Here is a 20,039-nt window from a genome sequence, read left to right as displayed (position 1 = left end):
ACATCACAAAGAGAAAACCGAGCGCATAAAGCGCTTGAGTAACCAATAGGAAAGAAATCGTTAAGGGCGTATGGCGGATGCCTAGGCTTTCAGAGGCGACGAAGGACGTGGTAAGCTGCGAAAAGCTGCGGGGATTGGCACACACGAATTGATCCGCAGATATCCGAATGGGGCAACCCGGCATATTGAAGATATGTCACCTCGTAAGAGGAGCAAACCCGGAGAACTGAAACATCTAAGTACCCGGAGGAAAAGAAATCGAAGAGATTCCGTAAGTAGTGGCGAGCGAAAGCGGATTAGCCCAAAAGTCTTTTTATGTTTAGAGGAATGTTCTGGAAAGAACAATCATAGAAGGTGATAATCCTGTACTCGAAAGGCATATAGAGATGATAAATGAGTAGGGCGGGACACGTGAAATCCTGTCTGAATATGGGGGGACCATCCTCCAAGGCTAAATACTCCTGAAAGACCGATAGTGAACAAGTACTGTGAAGGAAAGGTGAAAAGCACTTCGAATAGAAGGGTGAAATAGAACCTGAAACCGTACGCCTACAAGCGGTCGGAGCAGCGTAATGCTGTGACGGCGTGCCTTTTGCATAATGAGCCTACGAGTTAATTTTACTAGCGAGGTTAAGGTATTAAGTACCGGAGCCGGAGCGAAAGCGAGTCTGAATAGGGCGCATAGTTAGTAGGATTAGACGCGAAACCTTGTGATCTACCCATGGGCAGGTTGAAGCTCTGGTAACACAGAGTGGAGGACCGAACCGGTTGACGTTGAAAAGTCTTCGGATGACCTGTGGGTAGGGGTGAAAGGCCAATCAAACTGGGAGATAGCTCGTACTCTCCGAAATGCATTTAGGTGCAGCGTCGTATATAAGTTTATTAGAGGTAGAGCTACTGATTGGATGCGGGGGTTTCATCGCCTACCAATTCCTGACAAACTCCGAATGCTAATAAATGTTCTACGGCAGTGAGGGCATGGGTGCTAAGGTCCATGTCCGAGAGGGAAAGAACCCAGACCAACAGCTAAGGTCCCCAAATATATGTTAAGTTGAAGCAACGCGGTTGGACTGCATTGACAGCTAGGATGTTGGCTTGGAAGCAGCCATTCATTTAAAGAGTGCGTAACAGCTCACTAGTCGAGCGGTCCGGCATGGATAATAATCGGGCATAAACATATTACCGAAGCTATGGATTTATATTTTAGATATATCTGGTAGGAGAGCATTCTATTTGCGCCGAAGCAGTACTGTGAGGTATTGTGGAGCGGATAGAAAAGAAAATGTAGGCATAAGTAACGATAAAGCAGGCGAGAAACCTGCTCACCGAAAGACCAAGGCTTCCTCAGCCATGCTAATCAGCTGAGGGTTAGTCGGGACCTAACGCGAACCCGAAAGGGGTAGTGGATGGACAATGGGTTAATATTCCCATACTTGCTCACAATAAAAGGGGACGGTTGGATGTAGCTGCTGGAGACTGACGGAATAGTCAAGGCCTAGCCTTCGGGCGAAGCTGCTGTAGTGTAATCTGATCCAAGAAAAGCCGAAGTGAAGCAACCCGTACCAAAACCGACACAGGTGGTCGAGGAGAGAATCCTAAGGTGCTCGAGTGAGTCGTGGCTAAGGAACTAGGCAAAATAGTCTCGTAACTTCGGAAGAAGAGACGCCAACAGCAATGTTGGCCGCAGTGAAGAGGCCCAGGCGACTGTTTATCAAAAACACAGGACTCTGCTAAATCGAAAGATGCTGTATAGGGTCTGACACCTGCCCGGTGCTGGAAGGTTAAGGAAGGTGCTTAGCGTAAGCGAAGGCATTAACTGAAGCCCCAGTAAACGGCGGCCGTAACTATAACGGTCCTAAGGTAGCGAAATTCCTTGTCGGGTAAGTTCCGACCTGCACGAATGGTGTAACGATCTGGGCACTGTCTCAGCCACGAGCTCGGTGAAATTGTAGTATCGGTGAAGATGCCGATTACCCGCAATGGGACGAAAAGACCCTGTGAACCTTTACTATAACTTCGTATTGACTTTGAGTAAGTAATGTGTAGGATAGGTGGGAGGCTTTGAAGCAGGCACGCTAGTGTTTGTGGAGCCGACGTTGAAATACCACCCTTTACTTACTTGGAGCCTAACTTCTTTCAGAAGGACATTGCGTGGTGGGTAGTTTGACTGGGGTGGTCGCCTCCAAAAGAGTAACGGAGGCTTTCAAAGGTACCCTCAGCACGCTTGGTAACCGTGCGTAGAGTGTAATGGCATAAGGGTGCTTGACTGTGAGACCTACAAGTCGATCAGGTGCGAAAGCAGGACATAGTGATCCGGTGGTTCCGTATGGAAGGGCCATCGCTCATAGGATAAAAGGTACTCCGGGGATAACAGGCTAGTCTCCCCCAAGAGCTCACATCGACGGGGAGGTTCGGCACCTCGATGTCGGCTCGTCACATCCTGGGGCTGGAGAAGGTCCCAAGGGTTGGGCTGTTCGCCCATTAAAGTGGCACGCGAGCTGGGTTCAGAACGTCGTGAGACAGTTCGGTCTCTATCTATTGCGGGCGTTAGATGTTTGAGAGGGCTTGATTCTAGTACGAGAGGACCGAATTGAACAAACCTCTGGTGTATCAGTTGTACCGCCAGGTGCACCGCTGAGTAGCTACGTTTGGAAGAGATAAGCACTGAAAGCATATAAGTGCGAAACTCGCCTCAAGATGAGACATCTTTTAAGGGTCGTTGTAGATGACGACGTTGATAGGCTATAGGTGTAAAGACAGTAATGTCATAGCCAAGTAGTACTAATTACCCGTAGATTTATAGTCTATGGTTACTAATATAAACCAGGTGCTTTATGCGCAGTGAAGGTTTTGTCTTTGTGAAAGTTTTTATCGCTTAAAACAGATGTCAGATATAAGACATCAGATACCAGACCTTGAAGTCTGAAATCTGAAATCTATCCTCTGATATCTTATATACCTTCTTTAGGGTGGTTTTAGCGGTGGGGCTCACCTGTTCCCATTCCGAACACAGAAGTTAAGCCCACCAGCGCCGATGGTACTGCTAACGCGGGAGAGTAGGCCGCCGCCAGTTTTTATTTTATTTTTAAAAAACCTTTATCTTTACGATAAAGGTTTTTTTGTTATATACCTACATCAACACCAAACCCACTCAACATACTCCCCAAACTAACTAACACAAAATCCAAACAGAAACAGAAGTAATGAGTAATAGGTAATGAGAAGAAACCCAGATTTAAAACCTATCATTCTAGCTCGAATTTGAAAACCTCGTATTTCGAATTCCAAATTATTCATCATTTGGAATTTCTCTAGGGTCACTATTTAAATTTTATTCAAATACCAGGGATTTTTAGTTTTCTAATTCAAAAATTATGTAACTTAGTAAGATAAAAACGATTACGAATATTAAATTATATAATATGAAAAAACATTTATTCCCTCTGTTTTTACTGTTATTCGGTGTGAATGCTCAAGCACAGCAGGATTTCTTTGCGATTACAGGAAAAGATACGCAAAGTATTACATTCAATGATTTTCGTGCCATTGATGGAACTAATGGAACTTCAGGAGAGAAGTTTTTTACTGCCGAATCTTCATCAAAAGTATTTTCCCAAGCAAAAAAAGGTATTGTCGCGGAAGACAGAAATTCTTACAGTCATTCTCAAGCTGTGACATTAGCTGCTCTTGCGTATGATTCTTCGAATAATAATCTGGTATACATGCCGATGTTTTCTTCTAATATTTATATTTTAAATCCAAAGACAAAGGAAATTACTTTAGTGGAAAATAATATAGCAAGAGTATCCTCATGTGATATTAATTCTCATATTACCAGAATGGCAACCGGATATAACGGAAACATTTATGCTGTAAATAATGCAGGAACACAGTTTTTAGAAATCAGAAAAGAAGCCGGACAATACACTGTAAATGATCTTGGAATCATAAAAGATGATGCCTCAAATGGCAGAAACTCATTTACTGCAATGGAAACCGGTTTTGGAGGTGATATGATTGCAGATGCAGATAATAATTTCTATGTATTTGCTGCTTCAGGGAATGTTTTTAAAGTTGTGACAAAGGATTTAATAGCTAAATTTATAGGTAAAATTACAGGTATTCCTGATAACTATTCGGTAAACGGTTCTGCAGTAAATGCTCAGGGTAAAGTAGTCGTAGCAAGTGCAAAAGGAGGTGCTTTATATGAGGTCGATCTGGCAACTTTGCAGGCTAAACAGCTTCAGGGAGAACAGGGACTTCATATTTATGATTTAGCAAGCAAATATTTTGCTAATGATAAATCTGCAGCAGTTAATAGTTTGGCTACAAATCTAGATATTTATCCAACAAGGGTTGATGAGCACTATATCAATGTGCATATTAATAATAATGTAAAAGGTTCTATTAAACTGAATATTTTTGATATGGCAGGTAAAAATGTAATGACTCAGAACCTATCTGTGAAAGAGGGTTCATTAGATGAAAAAGTATATCTTAAAGGATTTGTGACAGGAGCTTATATTGTAAATATTGTCGATGAATCAGGAAAAGTTATATTCAATAAAAAGATTTTAGTTACAAGATAATAGGATGCTATTAGTCAGCATATAAAGACCTTTTCAAATTATTTTGAGAAGGTTTTTTAATGATTATTTGATATCCAATAAGTTTTATTTTTCGATATTAAAATGTACTTTTATAAAAAAATATAGATGAAACTATACTTTAATGTAGGATATATTGTAAATGCTGGAGAAAACCTGCAGCTGGTATTTGGTGAAGAGGAGAATACCTTACATGTCCATACTATGTTTTACGCGGAGAATGGTTTATGGAAATGTGAAGTAGACTATTTTTCAAAATTCATTTCCTATCATTACCGCGTAGTGAATGAAAAAGGAAATGTATTAAGGGAAGAATTTGTGGGGCATCATTTGAGTTTTCCACATAATTATAAAGAGTTTATCATTTTTGATGAATGGAATAACAAAAACTTTCCTGAGAATTATTTAAATAATAAAATTCTTTATAATAAACTACACGACTTTATTCCTGAAAAAGTTACTGTTTTAAAAAGACATACCCATCTCTTTAGAATAGAAGCTCCTATTTATAATCCGGATTGGAGAATTGTTCTTTTCGGAAGTACGGCATCTTTAGGAAACTGGAGTTATGAGAAAGTTATTCATCTTAATCAGACAGATTTTGGAATGTGGGAAGCCTCCGTTGAAATTCCGGAGAATGAATTTATCCAATTTAAATATTGTGTTTACGATACTAAAGAAAATAGGGTTATAGATGTAGAAACCGGAGAAAACAGATTCACGGTAGCTAACCAATTATCCGACGTTTTACAGGTTGTTTCCAACCATTATTTCAGGTTTAAAGGATATCAGATGTATCATGATGCCGGTGTAGCAATTCCTGTATTTTCTTTGAGAAGCGAAGACGGATTTGGAGTAGGAGAATTTACAGATCTTAAAAAACTGGCAGATTGGACGAAAGAAACCAATCTTGGAATTATTCAGATTCTCCCGATCAATGATACAACTGCTAATTATTCCTGGACGGACTCTTATCCTTATGCAGCTGTATCCGTATATGCTTTGCATCCACAGTATATCTCTTTAGAAAATCTTGATTATTCTTTACCGAAAGAATTAGTTGATGAGTATGTGTCTGAAAAAGAGAAATTAAACTCTTTGGATCTGATCGATTATGAAAAGATGATAGAAGGCAAGTGGAAATATCTTACTGCTGTTTTCCACAAGGAAAAAGACAAAATTTTTAAGGACAGAAATTTCAAAAAATTCATCAAGGATAATGAATACTGGCTTGTTCCTTATTCTGCATTCTGTGTTTTGAGAGACAAGTATAAAACACCTAATTTCAATGAGTGGAAGACCCACAAAAAATACATTGCCGGAAAGATCTCACAGTTTTTTACAACGAAAAATAAAGATTATGATACTTCAATGCTTCATGCCTGGGTGCAATATCAATTGCATGTACAGCTGAAGGATGCTGTTGATTATACCCATAACCTGGGAGTTTCGTTGAAGGGAGATCTTCCTATTGGTATTTACAGATATTCTGTAGAAGCCTGGACAGAACCGGAATTATTCGGTATGGATTTCCAGGCTGGTGCACCTCCTGACCAGTTTACTGAATTAGGACAAAACTGGGAGTTCCCAACATACAACTGGGAAGCGATGAAAGCAGACGATTACAAATGGTGGAAAAACAGGTTCAAAGCTCTGGAACAGTACTTTGATGCCATGAGAATTGATCATATTTTAGGATTCTTCAGAATATGGAGAATGCCGGTTTCTGCTGTACAGGGAATTTTAGGGTACTTTTATCCGGCTGTTCCTATTGTAGCGGATGAATTTAAAGCCTGGCAGATTCCGTTCAATTTTAACAGGTATTGTAAGCCTTTTATCAACAATAAGATCTTATGGGATTATTTTGGGGAAGAAAGCGGAAAAGCTCTTGAGTTTATGAACCGTAATGAAGATGGTACTTATACTTTCAAAGAAGAGTTCGATACTCAAAGAAAACTCGTTAACTTCTTTAAGAAAAAACCACATGGTTCTCTTGAAGAAAAATTAGTTTCCCTTTGTGCCAACGTTTTGTTTTTAACAGAAGAAAGAAATGGGAAAACAGTTTACCATCCGAGATTCAATGTTTACAATACAGAATCTTATCAATACCTTCCTGAAGCAGAACAAAAGAGTATTTATGACCTCTACCATGATTACTTTTTCAGAAGACAGGATCACTTATGGTTTGAAAAGGCCATGGAGAAACTTCCGGTTATCCTGAATGCTACTAAAATGCTGATCTGCGGTGAAGACCTGGGAATGGTTCCTGCCTGCGTACCCATTGTGATGGATGAATTGGCTATTATAGCACTTAAAGTACAAAGAATGCCTTCTGAAAATATTCCATTCTATAATCCTAAGAATGCGAATTACATGAATGTAGTAACAGCCTCTTCTCACGACAGTTCAACATTGAGACAATGGTGGAAAGAAGATCCTGTATTGACACAGAAATACTACAATCAACAGCTGATCCAGTATGGAAAAGCTCCTGAATATCTCAATCCTCATCTTGCAGAGATCATCATGAAGCAGCATTTATATAATGAGGCTATGCTGGCTATTTTCCCGATTCAGGAGTTTCTGGCCACAGATGCAGAACTTACCAATAAGAAAATGGATAACGAAAGAATCAACAATCCTGCCGTTTTCCCCCATTATTGGCGCTACAGAATGCATATCAAACTTGAAGATCTGAAAGAGAAAAGATCTTTCAATCAAAAAATTGCTCACTGGGTAAAAGATAGTGGGAGAGTGTAAATTTAACAATTGATTATCAGGTAGTTGTAAATATTTTGAAAGAAGTTTAATCTTATGATTTAACTTCTTTTTTTTATTTGTATCAAAAAGATAGAATTAAGATATTCTGCTATATATTAACCAATTAACGACTATAGAGATGAAAAAAATATTTTTGGGATTAGCTTTTGGGTTAGGCGTTTTGACGTCAGCTCAGCAGTATCCAAATAATGGTTGGGATGATGATGGTTATTATCAGAATGATGGAGGTTATTACAGTGATCAAGATGATAGAAATTATTTCCCTGACGATTATTATTACAATTATCCACAGGACTATTATCCAAGCAATTATTACCAAAGCTATTATAACGACTACAGAGGAAGTATTATTAATATCGACTGGAACGGCTTTTTCGTACAGAACAGATTAAGCAGATGGCAGGTAGATCAGATTATGAGATTGAATAACCTGTATGCAAGCTTTACAGCATGGAATAATTTCTACAGATATAATCCGGACAGATGGTACTATGACAGATTTTATGCTCTGGAAAGAATTTTAGGACCAAGAGTATTTGTGGTTTTCCAGAATAACTATTACAGAGGAACCAGCCCGATAGTTTATTTCCAGAATTACAGAAGAACTTATTATGTACCGAGATATACTGTAATGCCAAGATATAGAAATATTAATATCAATATTTACAGGGTAGACCGATCAAGATTCCGCAGAATGGAGAATCCTACTTTTGATATTATCAGAAGAGACAGCAGACCAGATAATGGTTTCAGAAACACAAGAAACAATGGAAACTCAGGAGGGTTCCGTGGAAATAACGGAAATAACAATAATTCTGGTTTCAGAAATGAGAATAATGGTGGTTTCAGAAACAACAGCGAAGGCGGTTTCAGAGGGAATTCTGATAATGGAGGAAACAGAGGAAATGCCGATAACGGAGGCTTCAGAAATAATAATGGAGGCGGTTTCAGAGGGAACAGTGAAGTAAGAAGAGAAGCTCCTAAAAGAGAAGATAATGGCGGATTCAGAGGAAATAATGGAGGTTTCAGACAAAAATCTGAAAATTCTGCACCAAGACAAGAGAACCGTGGTAATGGCGGTGGCGGTTTTAGAGGCAGTTTAGTAAGGAATTAATTTTCATATATTATATTTAAGTGGTGTGAAGGGCAGGTTTTTATAATCTGTCCTTTTTTTGATGTTTTGTTAATTTATTTTTATTAAAATTTAACATTATTTATAAATTTATCAATTTAACTTATGTTTTAGTTCATAATCAAAAAGATATAATAACAAAATAACAATTAATTAAATTTTAAAAAGATGAAAAAATTAGTTTTAGCAATAGCATTTATCGGAATAGGAGGTTTTGCAATGGCACAACAAACTACAACTCCACAAGACAGACAGGCAAGAGCCGTTGAAATGAAGCAGAAAATGGAACAGAAACAACAGGAACGTCTAGACCAGATGCAGAAAGACCTTAATCTTAATCCATCTCAGGTAGCACAGATAAAGGCTCTTCAGGATAAAAGAAAAGCTGAAATGAAGGCGGAATTTGACAAAAATAGAGTAGACAGACAAGCTAAGATGCAGGAAATGCAGGCCAAAAGGGCACAAATGGATACTGATATGAAAAACATCCTTACTCCTGATCAATATGATAAATGGCAGGCTGACAGAAAAGCTAAAGCAGAAAAAATGAAAATGGCAATGAAAGAAAGAAGAATGATGAAAAAGCCGATGAATACAGGAACTGCTGAAGTAAAATAACAGCTTGTAATTTTAGTTTTTTAATGTGTTAAGGATGGATATTGTTCCATCCTTTTTGTATTAATTTTCTTTAAAACTTTTGATTTCGGGCTTTTATTCCCTATTTTTGACTATAAATTTAATACTTATGGTTAGCGAAAAAATTGCAAAATTAATTAACGAACAAATTGCCCACGAACAATACGCTGCTCAATATTATCTTTCAATGTCTGCATGGTTTTCTGGAAAAGACCTGGATGGAATTGCCAACTATTTCAGAGTACAGAGCAAAGAAGAATTGATGCATGCAGATAAAATGTTTGATTATTTGAATGATGTAGGAGGCGAAATTATCATCGGGGAAATTCCAAAACCACCCCACGAGTTCGAAAATGCAACAGATATTTTTGAAAAAGCATTAGCACATGAGAAAATCGTAACTAAAAGTATTTTCAATATTGTAAAAAATGCAAATGAAGAGGGAGATTTTGCAACAACATCATTCCTGCAGTGGTTTATCAACGAACAGGTAGAAGAAGAAGCAAGTGCTTCTCAATATGTAACAAAAATCAAAATGGTATGTGATAATCCATCTGCATTATACCTTTTTGATCAGGAATTGTCTCAAAGAGTATTTACTCCTGATACAACTGCTTAAAATTGAAAATTCTTCAAAATATAAAACCGTTATCCTCAGGAATAGCGGTTTTTTATTGTAGGATTATATCGTTATTTCTTATACGCAGGTCTTTGTATTCTCACTGCAGAAATAAAAACGACTGCTCCCAATACAAAGCTCAGAAACAATGAATTGGCAATGTTTTCAGTAGACATATAATGACGGTTATCTTCTGTAGCAGATGAATCTGAGTAATCCACAATATGATAAATGACCATTGTAGAAAACAACATCATAATCAGACTTATTACAAAGGAAGTTAAATATATTCTCATGGCTGGTTAGTTCTAATCAAAATATAATCAAAGGTTATATTTTATTCGTACTGAATAAAAATAATAAAACCTTTTCTATTTTGAAGGGTTTTTTACAAGAATTATAATATTAACCTTTTGGGAATGTTTAAATTATAGATAGATAATCTGTGTTTTAAGCACTTTTTTACCCAGACGCTCAAGAATATTTTTATACCCTTCTACCTGTGCTTCATCCTTTGCTTTTTGTTCACCGGTTTTGAAATCAACAATGATATATCCTTCTTCGCCTTTTAGAATGCGGTCTGGCCTGAATATATGGCTTTCTCCTCTTTCAGAAATCATGATATCTTTTTCATTGATTACTTCCCATTTTTCATCAAAGAATTCTGCATAAGTTCTGACAATTTCCTGCAGTGTAACCTGTATTTCATTTTTCTCCTCCAGCGTAATCTGCCCTTCTAAAGCATAACCATCCAATACCTTTGCAATATCATTTTCCGTATTGATTTTCGATAAAAGTTCATGCACAAAAAGCCCGATTCTTACCTTTTCATTTCGTACCTGATAGTTTTTTGAAGGTGTTGCAATCTTGATAGACGTACTTTTTTCATTGACGTTTTTCAGATTCTCAATATTCTGAGTCTTAAAAGAGGAACTTTTATCTTTCGAATATTTTTTCAGCATCTCAGGATTTACGGCATACACGTCAAACTCATCAGCCTCTTCAGGATTTTTTGTTTGAAGGAATTCCAAAAGCTCCAGATTGTTAGAAGTCTTATTGGCTTTTTGAAGATAAAAAAACAATTGTTCAACAGGTCTTGTTGTGGCAACATACTGGAGACATAATCTGTCAATCAGATTTTTATAAGAATTTTTAGTATTGAAGAACAGAATTTCGTCATCATAAGCTTCCAGGTTTTTGCTGAACTGATTAATGTTGACTGATTTTAATGCTTCATTCTCATTGGTATCAAACCAGTTGGTAAATTCACTGTCCCGGTTTTTGTTCATCATAGGGATAAAAACAATGGGAAATTCCAGCCCTTTAGACTTGTGGATCGTCATGATCTGGACAGCATCAATATTTTCTGAAGCCTGAATAGTGTATGAAGAAGCCTCTTCGTCCCAATATTTCAGAAACTCTTTGGTACTTGCACCTGCATTCTGTGTAAAGTTGAAAAGCATTTCCAGGAAATTCAGTAAAAAGTCTGTTTCTTTATTTTCAACAGAAAATTCATTGATGTAATATTCGATGAAATTATAAAGATTGAATCTTGGGAAATTATCCTGTTTAAGCTGTAGCAAATATTTTTGCTGAATAAACTGCAGAATTTCTTCATGGCCTTCGATATCCAGAATTTCTTTCATTCCTAAAGTGAAATCCGGCATATTAATCTTGCCCAATGTATTCAGGTGGTACATCATCATAATCAGACAATGTTTATTCTTTGGATTGAGCTCCCAGCGAAGAAATTCAATAACCGCTTTTAAGGTATTGGAAAGTTCCAGCGTAAGCCCTTTATCAGAAATCGTTTTAATATTGGTTTCTTCTCCTTTATACTTAACTTTTAAGCTTCCCAGCTTTTGAGAATAACTGAAAATATCAAAATTTCCACGGCAAAGAATCGTAATATCAGAAAACTTAAAACCATTATCCAGACATTCCTGAATATCTTTCTGCATTCTTTCCGAAGTATCTGTGTAGAATTCTTCATTCGTAAGATTTTCAATCAGATTTACCTTTACGCGTCCATCCATTTTGGATTTTGGATTTTGCTCAGCATCTTCCCCAAAAATATTTTTATGCTCTTCAAGTAGTCCTTCAGAATGAAAACGGTACAACTCATTGTTGAATTGTACAATGTTTCTGGCACTTCTCCAGTTATCTTTTAATACCAGAAGATCTGCTTCCTTAGGTGAAAACTCCTTTTTGTTGATAATGTCCAGCATCAGTTTACTTTCTCCGCCACGGAATCGGTAAATACTCTGTTTGGGATCACCCACCAATGTAAATGAAGTGTATTCTGTAGAAACACTATGATCTCTCAGTGGTACAAAATTCTGCCACTGCAGTTCTGATGTATCCTGAAACTCATCAAAGAAATAATGCTGAAACTGTGAACCTACTTTTTCATAAATAAAAGCCGAAGGTTCATTTTTAAGATTTTCATTGATCAGAATATTAAATTTAGAAAGCAGAACAAGATCATTTTCTTCCTCAATTTTTTGTAGCTCATCCTGAATATCCTTATTGACCTTTAAAGGAAGAAGAGCAGATAAAACTTTCTCTTTCTTTTGAGTCTCAATATACAGAAGAATCAGTTTCATTCTGTTGTCGAGAAGCTGATCCAGGATTTCGAAAATTTCGGCTTCTTTATGTTTCGATTTTGAAGACGCTCCTTTTCTGTAATTATTGATAACAGATTCCTCCTGCGTAGTAGGAAAAGGAAATCCGGCTCTTTTCTGCTGATAAAAATCTATAACCTTAGTAAAGAAGCCCCCAATTCCGTTTTTACCCTGAGCAAAATCTTCAATATCAATATTTCTTGATTTGAATAATTCAATAGAACCGGCAGCGAGTTCTGCAGACTGTTTTTTGTTGAGAACAATCTCTTTACGAAGTGTATTCTTTATATTTTCATAATTGGCATCGTCAAAACTTTTATTGCTTTTCAGATGCTCATAGTGAATATCCTTTACAAATTCCTTCGCAGAATCATAAAGGTTTTTATTAAGGTTAATCCTTTCATTATTTTCGAGACTGTAATCTACATAATCCATGAAAGAATTGGAGATGTTTTCATTCTCACCAATCTGATCCAGCATTTTATCAACGGCTTCTATCAGAAACGGCTCAGCTTCAATTTCAAGATTAAAATTTTTCGCCAATCCCAGTTCATAAGAAAAACTTCTTACCAATCTTGAGTTAAAACGGTCAATAGTTCCGATATTCAGTGTGGAATAATTGTGGAGAACGTAGTCCAGTAATTTTTTAGAACGGTGATGAAGCTCATCAATGGTAATTTTCAAACCCTGTTCTTCAAATGCTTTCTGGATATTTTTCAGATCTGTATTTTCAGCATAATCTTTCGCTGAGAAATTTCCCAGCCACGATAAAATTCTTTCCTTCATCTCATTGGCCGCTTTGTTGGTGAAAGTCAGTGCGAGAATATTCCTGATCGACTGCTGCTGATTAGGATAGCGGAGACAGATCATCAGAAGCCTTTGTACCAGAGCATAGGTTTTCCCGGATCCGGCAGAAGCATTGATGACTGTGTAAGAATTTTGCATTGTTGAAAGAGAATTGAGACTGCAAGTTAGCTAAAATTTAAAAGAAATTTTAACAATTTAATCAGCTGATTTAACAGTTTAGATGGCAAAAATTAAAAAGAAATATTAAAACGCGTTAACTGTGGTTAAACTTATGGGATAAATTAAAAATAATTTTAGCTTTGCTTTATAAAAAATAGCCCGTGAAACTTAAACTATTCTTTTTCTTATCCTTTATTCTTTTTATCCATACCCATGCCCAAAGTTATATATTTGGTAAAATTATTTCCGAAAGCGGTACTGAAATGCAGGATGTGAATGTTGTCAATATCAGAACAGACGAAATAGTGGTTTCAAACCGGGATGGTCATTTTATGATTTCCGGAAGACAGGGAGATGAATTACGTTTTATAAAAGCGGGTTATGAACGTCTTACAAAAATAGTTTCTCAGGAAAATACAGAGTCTCCTATGAATATAAGGCTTGTACGCCAAACCATCCAGATTCCTGAAGTGGAAATAAAACAAGGGCTTACCGGAAACCTTAAAATTGATTCGAAACTTTATAATAAACCTCAAAAGGTTGAAAAACTGCTCAAAGAAATGGATCGTTATATTTCTCAGAAATCAGATCCAAGAATATTGGCGGCGAGACCTGGAGAATTTGTGCAGCCGAAAGGGGAAGGGTTTTCTATAGGAAAAGTTAAAAATAAATGGGATGATGTAGACTTAATGAAATATATCAGAGCAAGCCTTGGTGATGATTATTTTACCAATCTTAAAATTGAGAAACCTCTGATAGAACATTTTATTTATTATGTTTTTGCAGGCGGTTTTGAAAGGAAAAAGATCCTGAAATATGGGTTCTGTAGCGATGCAGATCTGAACAGGTTTCAGCGTTTTGTTCTGACAAGAATTTCATCCTATCGTGCTCCACAAACTCAAAGATAATATGGAAATAAGATATATCAAAAGATTTCTATTGTTTGTGCTTTTTTGTATCACCCCGAAATTGTGGGGACAACAAAAAATATCAGGAAAGGTAATAACAGGAGATGAACTGGATTTAGTACCTGTACTCGTTGTGAATATCTCCGGGAATAAAAGCTCATTAAGTGATATGTCCGGGAATTTTGAAATTGAAGCCAAAGAAAATGATGAGATCAGATTTGTAAAAGAAGGATATTATCGTGTTGATAAAAAAATGACCAAAGAAGAGATCAATACTCCGTTCAATATTATTCTGAAGAAAATAGAAATTCAAATTCCCGAGGTTAAAATTAAGTACAAGCCTACCGGAAATCTGGCAAAAGATAATCAGCACTATAATGAATCCAGAAAACTTCAGGCCTTAAAATCAGATATGGATGATTATATGAGAAGTCCACTGAATCAGCCCTTACCCAATAATACTGTTTCGAAGACTTTTACCGGTCATGATTTCAATGCAGGACAAGTCAATTTGTTTGGTGTATTTAATGCTGTAAAGAAATTAGCGCAGCCGAAGGTTACCAAAGCGAATTACAATGAAACTCAGGATTTCCTGAGGAGAGTAAGAAATGAAGTGAACCTGAATTTCCTGAAAAAATATGGAATGGATGATGAACAGATTGATGCATTTCTTCTGTATGCTGATAAAACGCGTTTATTGGCAAAAAGATATCGAAAAGATTTTAGTATAAATGTCGTTGAATATGAACTTAAAGTTGCCTTCGCAGAATATAGTAAAACCCATAAATTAGAAGGAACTCAAGAACAATATATACATTAAAAGTTGGCTTATATCACTGAAAATATTGAAATATCAAAGCAAAGAAATACTTTTCTTTTCCTGCTGCTTCTTTGCAGTACTTTTGTTTGGTCTCAACAGAAAGTAACGGGGCGAATAGTGGATGACAATGGCGAAAATTTGAGTAAAGTGATCGTGATTAATATGTCTACTGATAAGAAAGTATATTCCGATTCTGATGGTATATTTTCTATTGAAGCCAATCCTAACGATGAGTTAAGATTTGTAAAAGAAGATTTCAACAGAGTCTCCAGAAGAGTTCTGACCAATGGTAATAACTTACCTCTGTTTATTACACTTCGTCAGATTCCGAGAGATGTGGGTGAAGTTAAAATTGTGAAAAAGCTCACCGGAGATCTGGAAACAGATTCCCGGATAGTAGCCAAAGTAGATAAAGGAGAGCAGGTAAGAGATGCCGTTGGCCTTCCGCAGCCGGTAGGGAAAATGAGGGAGAAGCCGGCAGAAGTGAAAAGTGTTCTTTTACCGATACTTTTAGGAAACCTTAATGTTCAGGGAGTGTATGATCTGATCAGCGGGAAAGCCCGAAGGCAGAAGAGACAATACAGATATGACGATCTTCAGGAACATATTGCCTGGGTTCGGGACAGAATAGAGGATGAATATTTTATCAAAGCAGGAATTCCTGGTGACAGAATCTCTGAATTTATTCAATTTTCATTTTTAGCAAAACCTCAGGTACGAACCTATGTAAAAGCAAGAAATCTTTCCGGCGTTATGCTGAGGTTGGAAGAGACGGCTCCACTTTTTATAGAGAGGTTGCAGCAAAATCAAAAGTAATTTGAATGTTAATAAATTCTTAAAATATTGGAATAGAAATTGATACAGTATGAAATAACAATCCAAATTCTCAAATTTTATGAATAAAAACATTTTTGCAGTAGCTATTGCAGCACTAGGATTTGTCATTGGTCTCGGGTTTTTAGGAAATGCTATTAAAAACAGAAATAAATCTGAAAACACCATTTCCGTAACAGGATTAGGAACCAAGCAGTTTACATCGGATCTGATCACCTGGTCCGGAAGTTTTTCCAAAAATAATGTGGACCTGAAATCAGCCTATGATGAGCTGGCAATGGATCGAAAAGTAATCAATGACTATCTGCTTTCAAAAGGAATACAACAGAAGGAGATCGTATTTTCTTCGGTAGATATTCAGAAACAGTTCAGAAGTTATAATGATTCAAACGGAAACTATGTTCAGGGAGAATTCTCCGGATATAATCTTACCCAAAAGGTTTCTATTGAAAGTAAAGAAGTGGGAAAAATAGAAAACCTGTCCAGAAATATTACCGAAATTATCAACCGAGGAATTGAATTCACTTCTTCTTCACCAGCTTATTTCTACACCAAACTGGCTACAGTGAAACAGGAGATGATTGCCAGTGCTACAAAAGACGCAAAAGAACGTGCTGAAAAAATTGCGGAAAACTCGGGAAGCAGTCTGGGAAATCTGAAAAAGGCAACCATGGGTGTAATTCAGATTACGGCACCCAATTCCAATGAAGATTACTCTTACGGTGGAACTTTCAATACTTCATCCAAAGAAAAAGAAGCCAGTATTACCATCAAACTGGAGTATGAAGTAAATTAACATAAATTTCAGTAAAAGAAAAACGCCGGAATAGCTTTCCGGCGTTTTATATTTTAAGCATAAATAATTTTATGAATTTCTTTTTTAGCTTCCTCCACATTTTCAGGAGTGTAGTTAGCAAGCAGCCATAAATTCAAGGATTTTTTTCCTTCGCCATAGCTAGGCTGTACATGATTGGTATCAATCAGGCTGAAATTATTTCTCTGATAAAAAGAATAACGTCTTGAAGCATCTTCACTCAACTCTGCAGGCTCAATTTCGAGGATAATCTGCGGATAATTGTCCGATAAATGATTCATGATATGAGAACCTAATTTTTTACTTCTGAATGCTTCAAACACTTCAAAATGCTCTACAAAAACAAAAGAACTCAGCTTCCACAGGATGAGGTAGCCGATAGCTTCCGATTCGTGGATAACAGACATCAATTCTACATAAGGATTTGAGAATAAGCTATCAAACTGATCTTTATCTCTTTGTTCGTCTACAGGAAAAGTCGTCGAGTAAGAAGTATAGATTTCCTGAACTCTAGGATCTTCTGAAGAAGTAATCGGTAAAAATTCCATAATTTATAAATCAAAGACACTAGGTCTTCTGGTGATGAAAATATCTTTAATCCAGAGGGTAAATGCTAATCCTAAATAGATCAGAAAGAAAAATCCAGCGGTTGCAAAAGTAGAGTAGATGAAGAAAATTCTCAATTTAGAAACAGGAATTCCCAGCTTGGCACCTGTTCTTGTCAGTACACCAAACCATTCTCTTTCCATTTTATGACGGATATTACTCAGCATTTCCAGATTGTTATTTAAGAGTTAATCTAATACTCAAAGTTAAGGAATTTTTTTTACAAAGTTTTTTAATGATATATCCGGTTCAGATCCTGTTATTCTTTTAAAAGTTTGAATCCGATAGCGCAGGATAAACAGTTTTTGGGTTCACAAAAGGTTTTATGATGATAAATAAGACTTTGACTTTCCAGAGCGTTGGTGACCTGTAATCCAAGTTTTTTCCAGCCATTAATGACGGTATTTTTCTCGCTATCAATTGTCTTATAAAGCTCAATGATTTCGTCTGCAATATCTTCCTGATGACATCTGTAATAAGCATATTGTAAAGGAATTACTGTGTTTACAATGAGAAGATCTACAAAATCTTTACTCAATGTTTTAGGCTGTACTTTAGAAATACTTCCGAAATTAAAATGAAAATCCCAATATTCAGAAGCTTTTACGGAGCTGAAAATAGTGTACAGCTGTTCTGCGCTTCTTGCTTCCATGATTTTTGAAAATAAATTCTGCTGCCTGTACAGGTCAGCCAATTGTGACAACCGGATTGTTGGAAAATTCGGTGGTCTCAGTCTTAAAAACTTGGGATGAAATTTTAAATCAGAAATTGAAAATTTTGCCTTAATAAAATCGAATTCTCTTTTCCATATTTTCATTTGTCCGTCCTGTGGTTTCTCAAGCCATCCCGAAATTCCAAATAACAGGGCTTCAAGCTGCAGAGGATTCTGACGTATTTTATTGATAATACTGTAATCTATACTTTCCGCAATCTGCCGGAAAATAGAAGCATTTACTTTTAAACCGAATGAGTAGGCAAAACTGTGAAATAAAACGGCTTCAAAATTATTTTTATATTGATGTAAGCTCTGTTCAAGCTCTGAAGATTTCTCATCCAGTTTTTTCAGGATATTTTCTTCATGAAAATTGACGGGTAATTTTTTCGGATCAAAAATCTTTTCACAGGCAATAAATTCCTCTCCATCAACCAGTTTTTCATATTTCGAGATGATATTTTCATCAATGTAACTATGCAATTCCAATGTTGGAACTTGCTTTTCTGTAAGTTCACGAATTTCTATGTCGTGCTGGAATACCACATGAAGAATAATATTCCGGTAATTGGGATCCTGGGAATGATTGTGGAAAATCCAGTCTGAAGAGCGTACATGCAGTTCTATATTTCCTGCGAGAAGTAAGCCGTTAATTTTGATTTTAGCATCAAGAAAATCAGGGCCAGCATTTTTATTCCATTTTCCGAAATGGATGATCTCAACGGAATTTCCTTCAATATCCTTGAAGTTAAAATTTTTGAAAACCTTATAGTTCCAAAGATATTGAAGTAATTTTTCCGTCATAAGTGTGACGTAAATATAATAGAAATATTATACTTTCGTCAGCTCCTTATTAAAATTTTCTATGGTTGTTCTATACATTTTCTCATAGATAGGAAGAATGTTTTTCAAATCGAATTTTATTGCCTGATCTTTCGCATTTTGCTTCATTTTGGCTAAAAGTTCATCATTGCTCAACAATTTGATGGTATAGTTGCTCATAGCTTCTACATTTCCGATTTCTGCCAGATATCCGGTTTCCCCCTGAATATTCACCTCAGGAATTCCTCCTGCATTGGAACTGATAACCGGAGTATACGCAGCCATAGCTTCCAAAGCTGCAAGACCGAAACTTTCCTGCTCGGAAGGCAGGAGAAATACATCTGAAAGCTGTAAGATTTTATATAGATCGTTCACCTTTCCTAAAAGGCGGATTTTGGAAATAAGATCGGGATTTTCTTCCAGAAACTGATTTACTTTTTCCATATCGGGGCCTTCACCAATGATAATCAGCTTGGATTTCACTTTTCTTTCCACATTCTTAAAGATCTGCAACACTTCGTCTACACGTTTTACAGGACGAAGGTTGGACACGTGGATCAGGATTTTTTCATCCGGATTGGCAAACTGGGTTCTCTGGCACTCAGAGCAGTCATCAAATTCGGAATTATCAATAAAATTGGTAATCACCTGAATCTCTTTTTTGATATTGAAAAACTGAAGGGTATCTTTTTTCAGACTTTCAGAAACTGAAGTAATCGCATCAGACTGATTGATCGAAAATTCTACTGCGTGTTTATAACTTGGGTGCTGCCCTACAAGGGTAATATCTGTACCGTGTAATGTAGTGACCAACGGAATATCATTATTGTCTTCCTTGAGCATTTGTTTTGCCGTAAAAGCAGCATATGCATAAGGAATGGCATAATGTGCATGAAGAAGATCCAGTTTGTAAAGATTGACAACCCTATAAATCATAGAGCTTAACGCAATATCATAAGGCTGATACTGGAAAAGGGGATACGTCTGAACATTTACCCTGTGAAAGAAAATATTCGGGTTGGTGATATCTAATCTTGCAGGAAGTGCAGAACTGATGAAATGTACTTCATAGCCTTTGTTGGCCAAAGACATTCCTAATTCTGTTGCTACAATTCCGCTTCCTCCATAGGTGGGATAGCAAAGTATGCCTATTTTCAT

At 36.6% G+C, this 20,039-nt stretch carries 15 protein-coding genes and 2 rRNA genes; 11 read left to right on the top strand and 6 right to left on the bottom strand.

Going from position 1 to position 20,039, the window contains the following annotated elements; genetic code table 11:
• Positions 1-50: 50 nt before the first annotated feature.
• From KBP46_RS12140 to KBP46_RS12110, 7 genes are all read left to right on the top strand, one after another.
• A 23S ribosomal RNA gene (locus tag KBP46_RS12140) occupies positions 51-2,805 on the top strand.
• Between the two features lie 160 nt (positions 2,806-2,965).
• Positions 2,966-3,073, top strand: a 5S ribosomal RNA gene (rrf, locus tag KBP46_RS12135).
• Positions 3,074-3,422: 349 nt separating this feature from the next.
• The gene (locus KBP46_RS12130; protein ID WP_123279600.1) at positions 3,423-4,589 is read left to right on the top strand and encodes a T9SS type A sorting domain-containing protein; all 1,167 of its coding nucleotides are present in this window, start codon (positions 3,423-3,425) and stop codon (positions 4,587-4,589) included.
• A gap of 126 nt (positions 4,590-4,715) precedes the next feature.
• Positions 4,716-7,367: a 4-alpha-glucanotransferase gene (locus tag KBP46_RS12125; RefSeq protein WP_123279599.1), complete on the top strand. Its 2,652-nt coding sequence runs from the start codon at positions 4,716-4,718 to the stop codon at positions 7,365-7,367.
• Positions 7,368-7,506: 139 nt separating this feature from the next.
• Positions 7,507-8,502: a hypothetical protein gene (locus KBP46_RS12120; RefSeq protein WP_062672295.1), complete on the top strand. Its 996-nt coding sequence runs from the start codon at positions 7,507-7,509 to the stop codon at positions 8,500-8,502.
• A gap of 186 nt (positions 8,503-8,688) precedes the next feature.
• Positions 8,689-9,138, top strand: coding sequence for a hypothetical protein (locus KBP46_RS12115; RefSeq protein ID WP_120233646.1), 450 nt, complete (start codon positions 8,689-8,691; stop codon positions 9,136-9,138).
• 127 nt (positions 9,139-9,265) lie between these two features.
• Complete coding sequence (locus KBP46_RS12110; RefSeq protein ID WP_002981834.1) at positions 9,266-9,775, top strand: ferritin; 510 nt, start codon at positions 9,266-9,268, stop codon at positions 9,773-9,775.
• A 71-nt stretch (positions 9,776-9,846) separates the two neighbouring features.
• Here KBP46_RS12110 and KBP46_RS12105 read toward each other — a convergent pair whose 3' ends face one another.
• A complete protein-coding gene (locus tag KBP46_RS12105) occupies positions 9,847-10,071 on the bottom strand; it encodes a hypothetical protein (protein WP_147367645.1) in 225 nt (74 codons plus the stop codon).
• Positions 10,072-10,203: 132 nt separating this feature from the next.
• Positions 10,204-13,344 carry an exodeoxyribonuclease V subunit beta gene (locus KBP46_RS12100; protein ID WP_216443362.1) on the bottom strand — a complete coding sequence of 1,047 codons (3,141 nt, stop codon included), beginning with the start codon at positions 13,342-13,344 and terminating at the stop codon, positions 10,204-10,206.
• Between the two features lie 182 nt (positions 13,345-13,526).
• On the opposite strand from KBP46_RS12100, the gene KBP46_RS12095 reads away from it, so the two are divergent.
• The 4 genes from KBP46_RS12095 (at position 13,527) to KBP46_RS12080 (ending at position 16,723) form a co-directional block, all read left to right on the top strand.
• Complete coding sequence (locus KBP46_RS12095) at positions 13,527-14,273, top strand: hypothetical protein (RefSeq protein ID WP_062672288.1); 747 nt, start codon at positions 13,527-13,529, stop codon at positions 14,271-14,273.
• Position 14,274: 1 nt separating this feature from the next.
• Positions 14,275-15,093 (top strand): hypothetical protein, encoded by an 819-nt coding sequence (locus KBP46_RS12090; RefSeq protein WP_216443361.1) that lies wholly within the window; start codon positions 14,275-14,277, stop codon positions 15,091-15,093.
• Positions 15,094-15,096: 3 nt separating this feature from the next.
• Positions 15,097-15,909: a carboxypeptidase-like regulatory domain-containing protein gene (locus tag KBP46_RS12085; protein WP_253297026.1), complete on the top strand. Its 813-nt coding sequence runs from the start codon at positions 15,097-15,099 to the stop codon at positions 15,907-15,909.
• Between the two features lie 79 nt (positions 15,910-15,988).
• Positions 15,989-16,723 (top strand): SIMPL domain-containing protein, encoded by a 735-nt coding sequence (locus KBP46_RS12080; protein WP_076596918.1) that lies wholly within the window; start codon positions 15,989-15,991, stop codon positions 16,721-16,723.
• 53 nt (positions 16,724-16,776) lie between these two features.
• On the opposite strand, the gene KBP46_RS12075 is transcribed toward KBP46_RS12080, so the two are convergent.
• The 4 genes from KBP46_RS12075 to bshA all read right to left on the bottom strand — a co-directional run bounded on the left by KBP46_RS12075 (position 16,777) and on the right by bshA (position 20,039).
• Positions 16,777-17,289, bottom strand: a complete 513-nt coding sequence (locus tag KBP46_RS12075; RefSeq protein WP_216443360.1) for a GNAT family N-acetyltransferase — start codon at positions 17,287-17,289, stop codon at positions 16,777-16,779.
• Positions 17,290-17,292: 3 nt separating this feature from the next.
• Positions 17,293-17,514 carry a PspC family transcriptional regulator gene (locus KBP46_RS12070; RefSeq protein WP_034695702.1) on the bottom strand — a complete coding sequence of 74 codons (222 nt, stop codon included), beginning with the start codon at positions 17,512-17,514 and terminating at the stop codon, positions 17,293-17,295.
• A 92-nt stretch (positions 17,515-17,606) separates the two neighbouring features.
• The gene (locus KBP46_RS12065) at positions 17,607-18,863 is read right to left on the bottom strand and encodes a DUF2851 family protein (protein WP_216443359.1); all 1,257 of its coding nucleotides are present in this window, start codon (positions 18,861-18,863) and stop codon (positions 17,607-17,609) included.
• A 27-nt stretch (positions 18,864-18,890) separates the two neighbouring features.
• Positions 18,891-20,039, bottom strand: a complete 1,149-nt coding sequence (gene bshA / locus KBP46_RS12060) for an N-acetyl-alpha-D-glucosaminyl L-malate synthase BshA (RefSeq protein ID WP_034695707.1) — start codon at positions 20,037-20,039, stop codon at positions 18,891-18,893.

The organism is Chryseobacterium sp. PCH239 (assembly GCF_018924625.1).
GTDB classification, from domain to species: Bacteria; Bacteroidota; Bacteroidia; order Flavobacteriales; family Weeksellaceae; genus Chryseobacterium; species Chryseobacterium cucumeris.
The sequence above is the reverse complement of the archived record's forward strand: the minus strand, read 5'-3'. Positions and strand labels throughout refer to the sequence as shown.

Coding starts and splice junctions, on each gene's coding strand:
- KBP46_RS12130 (WP_123279600.1), top strand. CDS start 3,423: ATGAAAAAACATTTATTCCCTCTGTTTTTACTGTTATTCGGTGTGAAT.
- KBP46_RS12125 (WP_123279599.1), top strand. CDS start 4,716: ATGAAACTATACTTTAATGTAGGATATATTGTAAATGCTGGAGAAAAC.
- KBP46_RS12120 (WP_062672295.1), top strand. CDS start 7,507: ATGAAAAAAATATTTTTGGGATTAGCTTTTGGGTTAGGCGTTTTGACG.
- KBP46_RS12115 (WP_120233646.1), top strand. CDS start 8,689: ATGAAAAAATTAGTTTTAGCAATAGCATTTATCGGAATAGGAGGTTTT.
- KBP46_RS12110 (WP_002981834.1), top strand. CDS start 9,266: ATGGTTAGCGAAAAAATTGCAAAATTAATTAACGAACAAATTGCCCAC.
- KBP46_RS12105 (WP_147367645.1), bottom strand. CDS start 10,071: ATGAGAATATATTTAACTTCCTTTGTAATAAGTCTGATTATGATGTTG.
- KBP46_RS12100 (WP_216443362.1), bottom strand. CDS start 13,344: ATGCAAAATTCTTACACAGTCATCAATGCTTCTGCCGGATCCGGGAAA.
- KBP46_RS12090 (WP_216443361.1), top strand. CDS start 14,275: ATGGAAATAAGATATATCAAAAGATTTCTATTGTTTGTGCTTTTTTGT.
- KBP46_RS12080 (WP_076596918.1), top strand. CDS start 15,989: ATGAATAAAAACATTTTTGCAGTAGCTATTGCAGCACTAGGATTTGTC.
- KBP46_RS12075 (WP_216443360.1), bottom strand. CDS start 17,289: ATGGAATTTTTACCGATTACTTCTTCAGAAGATCCTAGAGTTCAGGAA.
- KBP46_RS12070 (WP_034695702.1), bottom strand. CDS start 17,514: ATGCTGAGTAATATCCGTCATAAAATGGAAAGAGAATGGTTTGGTGTA.
- KBP46_RS12065 (WP_216443359.1), bottom strand. CDS start 18,863: ATGACGGAAAAATTACTTCAATATCTTTGGAACTATAAGGTTTTCAAA.
- bshA (WP_034695707.1), bottom strand. CDS start 20,039: ATGAAAATAGGCATACTTTGCTATCCCACCTATGGAGGAAGCGGAATT.